The following is a 14,775-nucleotide window of genomic DNA, read 5'->3' as shown; positions in this document are numbered from 1 at the left end:
CGTCAGCCTCCAAAGCGCATGGTTGCGGCCAGCTTCAGCGTGATGCCGGGCTCGTAGATGACGGCGGTGGTGCCGCCGTTCAGCGGGTTGGTGTATTTGACGTCGAACAGATTGTCGGCGCGGAAGTCCACCTTCAAATTGTCGGTTGCCTGGTAACTCGCGAAGGCGTTGACCAGCGTATAATCCTTGGCCGCGGGATTGCCCTTGGGCTTGCCGTTGTACTGCACCTCGCCGCCAACAGTCAGCTTGTCCTGAAGGAAGCGGAAGCCGAGCTGCCCGGTGACCTGCGAGGACGGGATGGTGGCAAGGTCGGCCCGCTCACCTTCATAGGAGATGGTATGGCCGTTGATGATCGAGGCCGAGAGCCCGGCGTAACCCCAGGCGGCATCGTAGACGCTTTCCAGCTCGAAGCCATTAATCTTGGCCTGGGCGAAGTTCTGGTACTGGAAGCAGATCGGGATGCCGGGGCCGAACAGGCAGCCGCTGGTCGGGTCGAACGGCGACAGCGTCACGCCCTCAATGTAGTCGTCGACATCGTTGTGGAAGTAGGCGGCCTTCAGCCGGAACGCGTCGCCAGCTTCGATGATATCGTTCAGCTTGTAGTTGACGCCGAATTCGGTGGTCTTGCCGGTTTCGGGCCGCAGGTTCGGGTTGGGCAGGAACGGGAAGGTGACGCCGGCCGGATGGTTGCCGCTGATCAGCGTTTCGGTCAGCGACGGCGAGCGGTACCCTTCCGCGTAAGTGCCGTAGAATTGCAGGCCAGCCAGGCTGGCGCTTTCGAAGGGCGAGACACCGACGGTGATGCGCGGCGACAGCCTGTCGCCTGAGGTTTCGTTCTCCGAATCCTTCAGGCTGTAATTGTCGTAACGCAGGCCGGTGATGACTTCGAGCCAGGCCCAGCTCAGCTTATCCTGAATGTAGGCGCCCGAGACGTTGCGCTTGCCGGATGGCGTGTAAAAACTGTCGCCGCCGGCCGTGCCGCCAGTCTCGACATTGTCGCCGACCCAGTCGCCGCCATAGGTCAGCTCGTGCGCGATGCCGGCGGTCTCGAAGCGCGATGTGTTCCAGATGTCGATGCCGGTGGTGCCGACATCGAAGGTCGATGTCGAGCCTGCCGGGAGCACGACGGGGAGGCCGGTGACCGGATCGAACCGGTTTTGCGGCACGAGCGTGGTCAGGTCGAGATTGGTCTTGTTGTAGGAGGCGTTGATGTGGAGATCGAGCCAGCTCCTGGCATCGTCGGTGATGTTGTAGCGGGCGGTAAAAGTGTTCGACTTCAGGTCGACGTCGTTCGCCGGCACGCCGCCGCTGGTTTCGGTCCAGCCATCGCTCGAACCGACCCAGCCGAGCTTCAATTCGCTGTTTTCACTCGGGCGGATGGTGGTCTTGAGCAGGCCGCTCAGCACATCGAAGCCGGTGCCGGCGACGGTGTCGCCGCTGCCATTCTTGTAGTCGTCGTAGTCGCGGTAGACGATGTTGCCCAGGACATCCCAGTTTTCGTTGAATTTGTAGGCGCCGGTCGCGCTGGCGGTCCAGCCCTTGCCATTGCTCTCATAGCGTCCGGTGACGGAGCCGGCCCAGGTCTCACCCGGCCTCAGGAAGTCCTCGGCATCCTTGGTGTCAAAGAAGACGACGCCGCCAATGGCGCCGGAGCCATAGGTGTTGGCGGTGGGACCGCGAACGACGTCGACGGACTTGATGAGTTCGGGATCGACATAGAAGGTCGACTGCGTGCCGTGGTCGGAGCGCTGGAAATTCTGCCTGGCGCCGTCGACGATCACCGCGACGCGGCCGAAATCCTGCAGGCCGCGAATGTTGATGCTGGAACTGACGCGCTGTGCATCGGCCTGCACGGTGACGCCCGGCACGCCGAGAAGCATCTCGTTGGGTGTCGTCGCCATGCGGCGGTCGAGCTGTTCCTGGTCGACATGGCTGGCCGAGGCCAGCGACTCGATCGCCGTCTCGCCGGTGCGGCTGATGACGAGGATCTTGTCGAGCAGCGTCACGCCGGCAGGCGCAGGCTTGGTGTCCTCGGTTTTCTTGCTCGGATCAGTCTGCTGCTGGTCGGTAGCTTGCTGCGCGCCGGCCGGCGGCGTCAACAACACGATCGCTGCTGCCCCCGCAAGCCAGGCTGCCATTGTCTTTGCCATAGGCCGATGCGCCGGATCGGCGTGTGCCAGATCCAGTCGTCCACGATTTGCCAACCCCATTGCCCCAACTCCAAATCCAGGTTCGATGCTGGCTGGCGGCGGCGCTCGCTGGCATTTTTCATTTCGTCCGGCGTCTTAAATGTTGACTCATTTGGTCCGGTAATGCACTGACTAATAAACATGATTATTCGAGTCAAGAAATGAATCGGCATTTTTGCAACGCCTAGCCAGACGCCCGGCACAGGAAAGGGATAGACAGAAATGAACACCCACAATCCCAATGACTTCCGTTACCGCGTCCGCCGTTCCGAGGAGACGCCGACCCGCTTCGACAGGGTGCCGCTGGCGGTGCGGACCTTGTCGTCCAACACGCTGTTCCAGGGCGAGCACGAGATCGGCATCGAGCACCATGGCGCGCTCTATCGGCTCAAGATCACCCGTCAGGGCAAGCTCATCCTCAACAAGTAAATTACCAGACAGGGCAGACAGGTAAGCAGGACATGGACCAGCGCGTAAAACCCGCCCCGCATGAAATCCGGCGGGCGCGGGCAGACAATCCGAAAGCGCGCGAGCGCGACCTTGCCGCCGAGCTCGGCATTTCGGAGGCTGAACTGGTCGCCGCCCATTGCGGCGAGGGGGTCGTGCGAGTCGAGCCGCGGGTCAACGATCTGCTGACCGGCCTCGACGCCGTCGGCGAAGTGATGGCGCTGACCCGCAACGAAAGCGCGGTGCACGAGAAGATCGGCGTCTACGACAAGGTCGTGCCCGGCACCCACAATGCCATGGTGCTCGGCGAAAACATCGACCTGCGCATCTTTCCGAACGTCTGGGCGCATGGCTTTGCCGTCGAGAAGCGCGATGGCGGCGACATCCGCCGCAGCCTGCAATTCTTCGACGCGGCGGGCGATGCCGTGCACAAGGTGCATCTGCGGCCGGCGTCCAATCTCTACGCCTACCAGAAGCTGGTGGCGGCGCTCGAATCATCGAACCAGGAGCCGACCGTGTCTATCGCGGGCCTTGCCGACGATGACGCCGAGACGCCCGGTGCCGCCGCCAACATCGACGATCTGCGCGACCGCTGGAGCCGGCTCACCGACGTGCATCAGTTCTTCGGCATGCTGAAGGCGCTGAAACTCAGCCGTCGCCAGGCCGTGCGCATGGTCGGCCAGGACTATGCCTGGCTGCTCGACAATGACGCCGTCAGCGCCATGTTCCACCATGCCGCAGCCGGCGACATGCCGATCATGTGCTTCGTCGGCAACCGCGGCTGCATCCAGATCCATTCCGGCCCGGTCAAGTCGATCAAGCCGATGGGTCCCTGGATCAACGTCATGGACGAGACTTTCCACCTGCACTTGCGCACCGATCACATCCAGGAGGTCTGGGCAGTACGCAAGCCGACCAAGGACGGTCACGTCACCTCGCTCGAAGCCTATGGCGCCGACGGCAAGATGATCATCCAGTTCTTCGGCAAGCGCCATGAGGGTGAGGGCGAGCGAGACGACTGGCGGTTCTTGGCCGAAAACCTGCCGCGCATTCCAAGCCCGACCGCAGCCTGAAAGCCACGACGATGATTTCACTGTTTCCGCGCCCGACGCTTGCCATGGCGATGGCCCTATCACTGCTTCTTGCGGCACCCGCTCCGGCCACCGAAAACCTCGCCGTGTTTGCCGACACGACGCGGATCGCGGCGATCGGAGGCTCGATCACAGAGATCGTCTACGCGCTCGGCGAAGAGGGCCATCTCGTCGCCCGCGATTCGACCAGCCGCTACCCCGCCGCCGCGATGGCGCTGCCCGACGTCGGCTATATGCGCCAGCTGTCGGCGGAAGGTGTCTTGTCGGTCAATCCGTCCGGCATTCTGGCGCTGCAGGGCAGCGGCCCGAGGGAAGCGGTCGATGTGCTGAAAAAGTCGAGCGTTCCGTTCATCGACGTGCCCGAGCACTACAGCCATGACGGCATCCTGGAAAAGATCCGCATCGTCGGCAAGGCGCTCGGCGTCGATGCCAAGGCAGAGGCGCTGGTGGCCGAGACCGACGCCAAGCTGAAGGCCGCCGAAAAACAGACGGCGTCGATCAAGGATCGCAAGCGCATCCTGTTCGTGCTGTCGATCCAGAGCGGCAAGATACTCGCCGCCGGCAGCGACACCGCCGGGGACGGAATCATCAAGCTTGCTGGCGCGGTCAACGCGGTCGAAGGGTTTTCCGGCTACAAGCCGATGTCCGACGAGGCCATCGTCACCGCCGGGCCGGACGTGATCCTGGCCATGAAAAACGCCGGACCGCCCATTGCGGAAGACGAGCTGTTCGCCATCCCGTCGATCACCTCGACGCCGGCGGGCGAAGGCCACAAACTGATCCTCATGGATGGCAGTTATCTCCTCGGCTTCGGGCCGCGCACGGCTGCTGCCATCCATGACCTTGCTGTCTCGCTCTATGGCAGCCAGGTCACGGACTGAGCGGATGGTAGACCAGTCGATCGCCGGCGCGGCGGGCAAGGTGGCGGCCGAGGGCGATCGTTCGGGGCGCGCTCGCCTGGTTATTTTGCTCCTGTGCGTGGTTCTTGCCCTTTCCATGTTCCTGTCGCTGACATCGGGTGCCTCCGATGCGTCGGCCGTCGGCGTCATCCGGGACTGGCTGACCGGTGCTATCCCGGCCGACGCCGCTCTGGGCGCTCGCGACCGGCTGATCGTCTACGACATCCGCATGCCCCGCGTGCTGCTCGGCATGCTGATCGGGGCGGCACTCGCCGTATCGGGCGCGGTCATGCAGGGCCTGTTTCGCAATCCGCTCGCCGATCCCGGCCTGATCGGGGTTTCGGCTGGTTCGAGCCTCGGCGCCGTCGCCGTCATCGTGCTCAGTACGACCTGGCTGGCGCCGCTGACTCTGGCGCTCGGCAGCATGGCGTTGCCGCTCGCCGCCTTTTGCGGTGGCCTGGCGGTGACGCTGGTGCTCTACCGCGTCGCCACGCGGCAGGGGCGCACCTCGGTCGCCACCATGCTGCTTGCCGGCATTGCGCTCGCCGCCCTTGCCATGGCGCTGACCGGCATCCTGATCTTCATGGCCGACGACCGGCAGTTGCGTGACCTGACCTTCTGGCAGCTGGGCTCGCTCGGTGGCGCGACCTGGCCGAAGATCGCTTCCGTCGGCCCGATCATCGTTTTGGCGCTGGCGGCGATGCCGTTTTTGGCCCGCGGCCTCAATGCGCTAGCGCTCGGCGAGGCGACCGCCGGCCATCTCGGCATCCCGGTGCAGCGGCTGAAATACACCGCGATCGTCGGCGTCTCGGCGGCGGTCGGCGCGTCGGTCGCGGTCAGCGGCGGCATCGGCTTCGTCGGCATCGTCGTGCCGCATCTGCTGCGCCTGCTGATCGGTCCGGACAATCGCTATCTCTTGCCGGCATCGGCACTGCTCGGCGCCTCGATGCTGCTGCTTGCCGACGCGGTCGCCCGCGTCATCGTGGCGCCGGCCGAACTGCCGATCGGCATCGTCACGGCGATCGCCGGGGCGCCGTTCTTCCTCTGGATCCTGCTGCGCAAGCGCGGCGTAGTCGACCTATGAGACTTGAAACCTGTGAGGCGGCATGATCGAAGCACGCGATGTCTCGGTAGCGATCGGCGGCAAGCGCATTGTCGCCAACGTCGATTTTGGCGCGCGGCCTGGCGAAATCGCCGCCATTGTCGGACCCAATGGTTCGGGCAAGACCACTTTCTTGAGGGCTTTGTCGGGCGACCTTGCGTTTACCGGAACGGTAACCGTCAACGGCCGTGACCTCGCCGCCATGAAGCCAGTGGAGGTCGCGGCAGTGCGCGCCGTGCTGCCGCAGGCGACCACGCTGTCCTTTCCCTTCACCGTGCGCGAGGTGGTCAGGCTCGGCCTTGTCGGCGGCCGTTCCGAAGTGCTGCCGAGCGAAGACGAACGACTGCCGGAGCGGGCGCTGGCGCGCGTCGACCTCGACGGCTTTGCCGGCCGGTTCTACCAGGAGCTTTCAGGCGGTGAGCAGCAGCGCGTGCAGCTGGCGCGCGTGCTGTGCCAGGTCTGGGCGCCGGTGCTCGACGGCAAGCCGCGTTATCTGTTCCTCGACGAGCCGGTGTCCAGCCTCGACATCAAGCACCAGCTGATCATCATGAACATCGCTCGAGATTTCGCCCGGCGCGGCGGCGGCGTGATCGCCATCCTGCACGATCTCAATCTGACGGCCATGTATGCCGACCGGATCTTCGTCATGCATCGCGGTCGGCTCGCGGCTGACGGTTCGCCGCAAGAGGTGCTGAGCGACGATCTGATCGAAAAAGTGTTCGATTGCCGGCTCAAGGTCGGCGTACTGCCGACTGGAAATGTGCCGTTCGTCCTGCCGCAGTCCGCCGCCTAGAAAGTTCAGGCGGCTGGAGCGCGCTGCACCAGCATGTCGATGCCGAGCAGATGGCGCACGTTCGGCCGTGCTGCCACCATATCGGCGATCGTGTAGCGGGAGAGCACGGCAAAGAAGGCGTTGAGCGCCTCACGCAGCGCCGAGTTCAGGGCACAGCTGTCGACCAGCGGACATTCGGCGGCGTCGTTCTCGAAGCACTCGGCCATGGCGAAGCTCTCTTCGGTCACCCGCACGACGTCGAACAGGTTGATCTGCTCGGCGGGACGGCCAAGCCTGACACCGCCATTGCGGCCGCGCACCGTCTCGACCAGACCATGCTCGACCAGCGGCTGCAGGATCTTGAACAGGAAAAGCTCCGACACCGAATAAGCGGCCGCGATCTCCGGAATGCGGCTCAGCCGTTCGGTGTTGGCAGCGCAATACATCAGGATGCGCATGGCGTAGTTGGTCTGGCGCGTTAACCGCATTTCATTCCTCACCCAAGTGCTGGCGCATTGGAACTGCACCAGATTTTAGATTGTGCTGGTGCGGCTTTCTCATCCGGAACTTCGGATTCGCCCCACACTGGCCTAGCCGGAATATGGCCTATACCTTGGAACAATTCCAGACTGGGATTGCATGATAGATGAATATTCTTGTCAACTTTGCGTGCGAAATCGGCAATTCCCAGACGAAATCGGCCCATCCGATCATGCTACGGGCCGAAACACTCCCTAAATAGCCCAGACCAGATAGCCAAGAGATCGATGAGGAGCGGCGTATCATGTCCCAATCGGCTTCGTCCCTGGCGTCCGGCGGTTTCGATGCCGAGGCGGGCGCCAAGCTTTTTGCACTGCGGCGAACAAAGTTCCTCGCCACGGCTGCGCTGGTGCTTTGCGTCGTGGTCTTTGCCGTCGCCAAATCGTTCGAGGGCACCTATCCGTGGCTGGGCTTTGTTGCGGCCTTCGCGGAGGCGGCGACCATAGGCGGGCTGGCCGACTGGTATGCGGTGGTGGCGCTGTTCAAGCGGCCGCTCGGCCTGCCGATCCCGCACACCGCCATCATCCCGGAGAACCAGAACCGCATCGCCGACAATCTCGGCCGCTTCATCGAGGTCAATTTCCTGGCGCCCGAGCCGGTGCGCGAGAAACTCGCCGAGGTCGATTTTGCAGCGCTCGTCGCCGACTGGCTGACTGACGCCGAACGCTCTGCCGGCCTGTCGCGCTTCGTCGTGCGGCTGGTGCCGCAGACGCTTGCGGCCATCGAGCAATCCGGCCTGCGCGGTTTCGTCGCCAGCCGCATGCTGGAGCAGATCGACAAGGTGCCGCTGGCGCCGCTGGCCGCCGAACTTCTGTCGGCGCTGACCGACGATCGCCGCCACCAGAAACTGTTCGATGAGTTCACCCGTGTGATCGGCCGGTTCCTGAACGACGAAGAGGCGCTGGCGACCATGCGCGAAAAAATCCGCGAGGAACTGCCGTCGTTGTTCAACCTGTTCCGCGCCGACGCCTATCTGTTGAAGAAGATCGTCGCTTCCGCCGGTTCGCTGCTCGACGAGGTGCGGGCCGATCCCGATCACCCGATGCGCGCTGAGTTCGATCGCTTCGCGCATAGCTTCATCGAGCGGCTCAGGACCTCGAAGCAATATGCCAAGCGGGCCGAGAAGCTGAAGCGCGATTTTCTGGCGCGGCCGGAGGTCAAGGCGCTGGCCGGCGACATGTGGGAGAGTCTGCGCCTGTTCATCGAACAAGACGCCAAGGCGGAGAATTCGATTGTTCGCGACCATCTCGCCAACATGTTCGTCGAGGTCGGCCGCCATCTTGCCGGCGATCCGCAGATCCGGGCCGACATGAACCAGGGCTTTGTCGTGGCGCTGGCCTCGTTCGTGGAGAGCCAGAAGAGCGGCGTGTCCAAGTTCATCGCCGACCAGGTCAAGCGCTGGGACCTTGCCCAGCTGACCAGGCTGATCGAGATGAACATCGGCAGGGACCTGCAATATATCCGCTTCAACGGCATGATCATCGGCGGCCTTGCCGGCCTGGTGCTTTACACGGCTGAGCTATTGTTCCTCGCGGGTTGAAGCGGGCGCTTCGCCTTTGCACCGCAAAATTGCGTTGCGCGGGCGAATGGACACGCGGCGCGCGAGTGCTATTGTCCAGCTTAGAGCAGTTCACCGTTTCACGGCGACCTGCTCTAACTCTTTGTTTCGACGCAATTCCGGACGGAAAACCGTTTCACACTTTTCCTGGAATTGCTCTAGGATTCCGCATTTGCGCAAACTGGGGAGCAAGCGAGCAATGGCCAAACAACCCGAATCCGATTCGTTCCTGGACATGTTCAGCCGGTTCGGCCGTGACCTGAAGGTGCCCAATGTCGATGTCGAGGCGATCCTTGCGCACCACCGCAAGAACCTCGAGGCGCTGGAGAAATCGGCGCGGGCAGGCGCTGCCGGCGCGACGTCGCTTCTGTCCAGGCAACGCGAGATGCTGCAGGACACGCTGCGCGAAGTCAGCGACATGGCGCGTAACTACAAGGCGCCGGGCAATCCGCAGGAGCTGATGTCCAAGCAGGCGGAGTTCGCCAAGAAATCCTTCGAAGCCGCCCTGAAAAACGCCAGCGAAGTGGCCGAGCTCGTCAAGAAGTCCGGCACCGAATCCGTCGAGATCCTGCGCGAGCGCATCAAGGAAGCGATGGAGGAGATCCGCTCCGGCTATGAGAAGAGGAAGTGATGTCAGGCACGGCCTGACCGCTGCCCGTCGCCTCTGAACAGACCGGCCGTTTGCGGTGCATGGGCATGGACGGGGCGTGCCGTTTGGCGGAAAATGACGGAACGGAATCGCAAGAGGCGAATTGACAGGGGCTGTCGGTTCGTGGTCCGAGGCGTTGGGAGCCATCGGGAAAGCAGGAATGACGGAACTACGGCCGAAAACGCCGCCGACCTTTGAGCAGCTAAGGGCGATGGCCGGGCAGGAGCTCGGCGTGTCGGAATGGACGACGATCGACCAGAGCCGCATCAACCAGTTCGCCGAATGCACCGGCGACCATCAGTGGATCCACGTCGATCCGGAGCGGGCGAAGCGGCAGAGCCCGTTCCGCACCACGATTGCGCATGGCTATCTGACGCTGTCGATCATCGGCGCGCTGGCGCTTGACATGGGCATCGTGCCCGAAAACACGCAAGCCGCCTTCAACTACGGGTTCGACAAGGTGCGGTTCCTGGCGCCGGTCAGGGTCGGCGCACGAATCAGACTGCGCTCGACGCTGTTGTCGGTGGAGGACAGGGGGCCGGGCCAGTATCTGATGAAGGCCGCCAACACGGTCGAGATCGAGGGTGAGCAGAGGCCGGCTTTGACCGCTGAAACGCTGGTCATGCTCTATGAGCGCCGCAAGCGGGCCGGAGCCTAGGCCGACCTGCCGCCGGCGCGGGCAGAGAACAGCGCCAGGAACAGTGCAGCCACTGCGAGCGCCGTCGCCGTCTGAAAGGTGGCCTGCATGCCGTGGGCGGCTGCCGTTGAGGTCAACGGACTTTCTCCGGCCGAGGCAACCGCAAAGATGGCGCCCATCAGCGATGCGCCGGTGATCAGGCCGAGATTGCGCGACAGATTGAGCAGGCCGGACACGACGCCGCGTTCGCCGGCGGCGACACCGCCCATGACGGCGGCATTGTTGGAGGTCTGGAACAGCGCGTAGCCGAAGCAGGTGACGGTGATCGGCACGACATAACTGGCAATGCCGAGTTTTGTCATGGCAAGCGACAAAAGCAAGGTGCCGGTGGCGAGGCTGAACAGCCCGACAACCATCATCCTGTGGGCGCCGAAGCGATCGGTGAGGCGGCCGGCGATAAGCGCCGAGAGCGCCGACACCAGCGGACCTGTCGACAGCACCACGCCGACCATCGTGGCATCGAGCCCGAGACCGCGCGACAGATAGAACGGAGCGACCACCAGGGTCGCCATCATCACCGTGGCGACGACGAGGTTCATGGCGAGGCTGGTGGTAAGACGGATGTCGTACAACCGGGCAAGCCGGACCAAGGGATTTTTCGCTCTGGTTTGCGCAACGCCGAACAGAACGACGCCGATGCCGGCAGCGATCAGAAGGCCGATGTTGAGGGTGCCGAAATGGCCGCGGCCGAGCGTCATGGCCAGCGCATATGCGGCAAGCGTCAAAGCGAGCAGCGCAGTGCCCGTTGCATCGAAGCTGCCTCGATCGGCTTCGGCAGCTTTACCGGGCAGGGCCAGCCAGGCGAGAGCGAAGGCCGCGACGCCGAGCGGGACATTGACGAGAAAGATCGCCCGCCAGCCGAAGCCGGCGATCAGCAGGCCGCCGAGCGAGGGGCCGAGCGTCGTGCCGATCGCCGACATGGCGCCGAGCAGGCCCATGGCACTGCCGGTTCTCTCCTTGCTCACGGTCTCCGCGACAAAGGCCAGCGTCAGCGCCATCATCAGCGCTGCGCCAAGCCCTTGCACGGCGCGCGCCGCGATCAGCAACCAGAGCGTCGGCGCCACGCCGCACAGCACCGAGGCCAGCGTGAACAGCGCGATGCCGCCGAGCAGCAACGGCTGGCGGCCAAACATGTCGGCCAGCCGTCCGGCGCTGACGATCAAAGCGGTGATGGCCAGCAGATAGGCGAGAACCACCCACTGCACCGACTGGAACGACGCGCCGAAAGCCTGCATCAGGGAAGGCAGGCCGACGCTCGCAATACTGGTTCCCAGCGAGGACAGCAGCGTGGCGAGCGACAGGCTGGCCAATACCAAGAGAGGAGATTGGGCCAGGACTGCGGACTGGACCTGCTGCGGCGCGGATACGCGCCCGTTCTGCTCAGCAATTGCCATGGCGATCTCCTTCTTGCCGGTCCGGAAACCGGATCTGTCGGAGATGTAGTCGCCAAGGCGGTGTGGCGGAAGGCGCAGCATTTGCATCTTATTCATGCGTCCAGCGCCATGTCATGTGTTACAACCCGCCGATGACACCGCCCGATCTCAATTTGCTGTTCGCACTCGACGTCCTCTTGGCCGAAGGCAGCGTGGCGCGCGCCGCAACCCGGTTGCGGCTCAGCCCTTCGGCGATGAGCCGCACGCTGGCGCGGTTGCGGGAAGCGACCGGCGATCCGCTGTTGGTTCGCGCCGGGCGCGGCCTTGTGCCGACACCGCGTGCAGAAGAATTGCGGCAGCAGGCTGGCCGCGTCGTTGGGGATGCCGAGGCGTTGCTGCGCCCTGCCAGGCTTCTCGATCTCGCGACGCTGGACCGGATCTTCACGCTGCGCACCAATGAAGGGTTCGTCGAGGAGTTTGGACCGCGTCTCGTCGCCCGCATTCAGGCCGAGGCGCCCGGCGTGCGGCTGCGCTTTGCGCCCAAATCCGACAAGGACGTCGCCTCCCTGCGCGACGCGGCGATCGATTTGGAAATCGGCGTTGCCGGCGAGACGGGGCCGGAAGTGCGGATACAGGCGCTGTTTCGCGACCGGTTCGTCGGCGCTGTGCGAGCCGGGCATCCGTTGAGCGAAGGCGGGCTGACGCCTGAGCGTTATGCAGCCGGCCGCCACATCAGTGTTTCAAGGCGCGGCCGCGAAAGGGGACCGATCGACGAGGCCCTTGCGCTGCTTGGCCTGCATCGAACGGTGGTGTGCATGGTCTCCGGCTTCTCGGCAGCCCTTGCCATGGCGCGAGCGTCGGACCTGGTCGCCAGCGTGCCCGAGCGGCACACGCAAGGCGCACGCGCCGGTATGGTCAGCTTTCCGCTGCCGGTCGCCACCGTCGAGGTCACTATCTCGATGCTCTGGCACCCGCGGCTCGATGCCGACCCAGCACAGCGCTGGCTGCGCGATTGCGTGCGGGAGGTTTGTGCCTCTCGCTGAAGGGAACTATCTCGCCATTGCTGCCTCAAGCACCCTGAAAATCCGCTCGTCCTGGCACTGAGCAACGTTGAAGCGCAGGAAGCGGCTGGCGGTTCCCGACAGGCTGAACGCATTGCCGGGCGCCAGCACGATGTTGTCGGTCAGCGCGCGGCGGGCAACATCGGCCGCATCCACACCGTCGGGCAGGCTGCACCACAAAAACAGGCCGGCGGGCTGGTCGATCCAGGGCGTGATGCCGATTGCCTTCAGATGCGCGCCCGTTTCGCTCATGGCGCGGGCAAGCCTGGCGCGCAGCAGATCCATATGCTTGCGATAGCTGCCATCCCTGAGCAACGCCAGCACCAGTTCGGCCGCCAGCCGGCCGCCGCCGAATGTGGTGGCGATCTTGAGGTCGGTGAGTTGCTCGATCCAGTCGCGCGGTGCAGCGATGAAGCCGCAGCGTACCGAGGCGGACAGCGTCTTGGAAAAACTGCCTATTTGGACGACGCGGTTGAGGCCATCGAATGCCGCCAGCCGGGGCGCCGGCGCATGTTCGAAATCGGCGAAAATATCGTCCTCGACGATGGTCAGATCCGACTGGTCGGCGAGCTTCAGCAGCCGGTGCGCGGTGACCGGCGACAGGATCGCGCCTGTCGGGTTGTGGATGGCGGAATTGGTGATGTAGAGGCGCGGTCTGTGCTCGGCGAGCGCCTGCGCGAACAGCTCGATATCCGGTCCCGATGGCGTGTAGGGAACACTGACGACCTTGGCGCGGTGGGCGCGCAGCAGCGCGTGAAAATTGAAATAGCAGGGGTCGTCAACCAGCACGGTGTCGCCTGGCTCGATCAGGAAGCGGCACAGGAGATCGATAGCCTGCGTGCCGGATTCCGTCAGCATGATCTGGTCCGGCGAGACGTCGATGCCATGCCCTTCCATGCGCCGTGTCAGCAATTGCCTGAGCGGCGGCAGGCCGAGCGGCGTGCCGTAATCGGCGAGCGCGACATCGTCGGCGCGTGCCACTGTCCGCAGCGCCCGGCGCAAGGCGGACTGCGGCATCCACGAAGCCGGCATCCAGCCGCAGCCGGGTTTCAGCATCTCGCCGCCGGCTTCCAGCGACTGGCGCGAGACCCAGAGCGGATCGATGGCGCGGTCGAGCCGGGGGCCGATCTCGGCCAGCGATAGTGGCGCCAGCGAGCCGGCGGCATAAAAACCCGAACCCGGCCGGGACCGGATCGCGCCTTCGGCGGCAAGCCGCTCATAGGCTTCGACCACGGTGGATTTCGACACTTGCATCGACTTTGCAAAGGCGCGGATAGAGGGCAGCCGCGCACCCGGTGTCAGGCTGCGCGCCGCTATCCGCTGACGGATGGTCGCCATGACAGTTTCGACAAGCGTGGTCGAGACAATGGTGTGCGCGGCGTCGGTTTCCAAAGCCAGTTCGGCCATCTGTATTGCTCAATCGGCCATTACAGTTTCGCAAAATTGTACCGCATTGTCTCTAGCTCCACCATAGGGTCAAGCCCGATACAGAGCCAAAGCAATGGAGCCTGGAATGGACAAGAGCACGAGCGGCTGGGTGAACGGATTCGTCGGCGTGCTGATCTTCAGCGGCTCGCTGCCGGCGACGCGCGTGGCAGTGGCCGATTTCGATCCGACTTTTCTGACCTCGGCTCGCGCGGCGATCGCCGGCCTGCTCGGTCTGGCGATGCTCATTCTGTTCCGGCAGAAACGCCCGGAGCGCAGCGATTTCCTGTCATTGGTGATCGTGGCGCTGGGCGTGGTTGTCGGCTTTCCCCTGCTGACGGCGCTGGCGCTGAAGCACGTCACCTCCGCCCATTCCATCATCTTCGTCGGCCTGTTGCCGCTGGCCACTGCGATCTTCGGCGTGCTGCGCGGCGGCGAGCGTCCACGCCCGGCCTTCTGGCTGTTTTCCTGTATCGGCAGTGCGCTGGTTGCGGGTTTTGCCCTGATGCAAGGCGTGACGGCGTCCCCAATCGGTGATGGCCTGATGCTGGCCGCCATCATCGTCTGTGGCCTGGGCTACGCCGAGGGTGCCGCACTATCGCGCCGGCTCGGCGGCTGGCAGGTGATCTGCTGGGCGTTGGCGATCTCGTTGCCGATCATGCTGGTGCTGACATTCGTGACGCTACCGGCGTCCTTTGCCGCCGTCGGCTCCGGCGCCTGGGCCGGCCTGGCTTATGTCTCGTTGTTCAGCATGCTGATCGGCTTCGTGTTCTGGTATCGCGGCCTGGCGCAAGGCGGCATTGCTGCGGTCGGGCAATTACAACTGCTGCAGCCCTTCTTCGGCCTGGCGCTGGCGGCGACGCTGCTGCACGAACAGGTCAGCCCGCTGATGGTGGTCGTCACGCTCGGCGTGGTTGCCTGCGTGTTCGGGGCGAAGAAATTTGCGCGCTAGTTTTGGTGCCGGAGGGCGAC

15 protein-coding genes are annotated in these 14,775 nt (G+C 64.2%); 10 read left to right on the top strand and 5 right to left on the bottom strand.

Going from position 1 to position 14,775, the window contains the following annotated elements; genetic code table 11:
• Positions 1-2 precede the first annotated feature (2 nt).
• Positions 3-2,138 carry a TonB-dependent hemoglobin/transferrin/lactoferrin family receptor gene (locus tag AC1DYC_RS08880; RefSeq protein WP_477405530.1) on the bottom strand — a complete coding sequence of 712 codons (2,136 nt, stop codon included), beginning with the start codon at positions 2,136-2,138 and terminating at the stop codon, positions 3-5.
• A complete protein-coding gene (locus tag AC1DYC_RS08875; RefSeq protein ID WP_477405528.1) occupies positions 2,096-2,419 on the bottom strand; it encodes a hypothetical protein in 324 nt (107 codons plus the stop codon). The genes AC1DYC_RS08880 and AC1DYC_RS08875 overlap by 43 nt, the downstream gene beginning before the upstream one ends.
• Here AC1DYC_RS08875 and hemP point away from each other — a divergent pair.
• The 5 genes from hemP to AC1DYC_RS08850 are packed head-to-tail and all read left to right on the top strand — an operon-like array spanning position 2,412 to position 6,521.
• Positions 2,412-2,618, top strand: a complete 207-nt coding sequence (hemP, locus tag AC1DYC_RS08870; protein ID WP_023673860.1) for a hemin uptake protein HemP — start codon at positions 2,412-2,414, stop codon at positions 2,616-2,618. The genes AC1DYC_RS08875 and hemP overlap by 8 nt on opposite strands.
• Positions 2,619-2,650: 32 nt before the next feature.
• On the top strand, positions 2,651-3,709 hold the full coding sequence (locus tag AC1DYC_RS08865; RefSeq protein WP_477405526.1) for a hemin-degrading factor: 1,059 nt from the start codon (positions 2,651-2,653) through the stop codon (positions 3,707-3,709).
• Between the two features lie 11 nt (positions 3,710-3,720).
• Positions 3,721-4,608 (top strand): heme/hemin ABC transporter substrate-binding protein, encoded by an 888-nt coding sequence (locus tag AC1DYC_RS08860; RefSeq protein WP_477405524.1) that lies wholly within the window; start codon positions 3,721-3,723, stop codon positions 4,606-4,608.
• Between the two features lie 4 nt (positions 4,609-4,612).
• A complete protein-coding gene (locus tag AC1DYC_RS08855) occupies positions 4,613-5,710 on the top strand; it encodes a FecCD family ABC transporter permease (protein WP_477405522.1) in 1,098 nt (365 codons plus the stop codon).
• Between the two features lie 22 nt (positions 5,711-5,732).
• Entirely contained in the window at positions 5,733-6,521 is a 789-nt protein-coding gene (locus AC1DYC_RS08850; protein WP_477405520.1) for a heme ABC transporter ATP-binding protein, read from the top strand.
• 5 nt (positions 6,522-6,526) lie between these two features.
• Here AC1DYC_RS08850 and rirA read toward each other — a convergent pair whose 3' ends face one another.
• On the bottom strand, positions 6,527-6,988 hold the full coding sequence (gene rirA, locus AC1DYC_RS08845; protein WP_112565484.1) for an iron-responsive transcriptional regulator RirA: 462 nt from the start codon (positions 6,986-6,988) through the stop codon (positions 6,527-6,529).
• Between the two features lie 296 nt (positions 6,989-7,284).
• On the opposite strand from rirA, the gene AC1DYC_RS08840 reads away from it, so the two are divergent.
• From AC1DYC_RS08840 to AC1DYC_RS08830, 3 genes are all read left to right on the top strand, one after another.
• Positions 7,285-8,580: a DUF445 domain-containing protein gene (locus AC1DYC_RS08840; protein ID WP_477405518.1), complete on the top strand. Its 1,296-nt coding sequence runs from the start codon at positions 7,285-7,287 to the stop codon at positions 8,578-8,580.
• A 217-nt stretch (positions 8,581-8,797) separates the two neighbouring features.
• The gene (locus AC1DYC_RS08835; protein WP_477405516.1) at positions 8,798-9,229 is read left to right on the top strand and encodes a phasin family protein; all 432 of its coding nucleotides are present in this window, start codon (positions 8,798-8,800) and stop codon (positions 9,227-9,229) included.
• Positions 9,230-9,407: 178 nt separating this feature from the next.
• A complete protein-coding gene (locus tag AC1DYC_RS08830; protein ID WP_477307288.1) occupies positions 9,408-9,905 on the top strand; it encodes a MaoC family dehydratase in 498 nt (165 codons plus the stop codon).
• Here AC1DYC_RS08830 and AC1DYC_RS08825 read toward each other — a convergent pair.
• Positions 9,902-11,338: an MFS transporter gene (locus tag AC1DYC_RS08825; RefSeq protein WP_477408221.1), complete on the bottom strand. Its 1,437-nt coding sequence runs from the start codon at positions 11,336-11,338 to the stop codon at positions 9,902-9,904. The genes AC1DYC_RS08830 and AC1DYC_RS08825 overlap by 4 nt on opposite strands.
• A gap of 131 nt (positions 11,339-11,469) precedes the next feature.
• Between AC1DYC_RS08825 and AC1DYC_RS08820 the strand changes: the two genes are divergently transcribed.
• A complete protein-coding gene (locus tag AC1DYC_RS08820; protein WP_477405514.1) occupies positions 11,470-12,360 on the top strand; it encodes a LysR family transcriptional regulator in 891 nt (296 codons plus the stop codon).
• Positions 12,361-12,366: 6 nt separating this feature from the next.
• On the opposite strand, the gene AC1DYC_RS08815 is transcribed toward AC1DYC_RS08820, so the two are convergent.
• Positions 12,367-13,785: an aminotransferase-like domain-containing protein gene (locus AC1DYC_RS08815; protein WP_477405512.1), complete on the bottom strand. Its 1,419-nt coding sequence runs from the start codon at positions 13,783-13,785 to the stop codon at positions 12,367-12,369.
• Between the two features lie 106 nt (positions 13,786-13,891).
• On the opposite strand from AC1DYC_RS08815, the gene AC1DYC_RS08810 reads away from it, so the two are divergent.
• Positions 13,892-14,755: a DMT family transporter gene (locus AC1DYC_RS08810; RefSeq protein WP_477405510.1), complete on the top strand. Its 864-nt coding sequence runs from the start codon at positions 13,892-13,894 to the stop codon at positions 14,753-14,755.
• Positions 14,756-14,775 lie beyond the last annotated feature (20 nt).

The organism is Mesorhizobium sp. P2_E7 (genome assembly GCF_056403855.1).
This window is presented reverse-complemented; position numbering and strand designations above follow the sequence as displayed.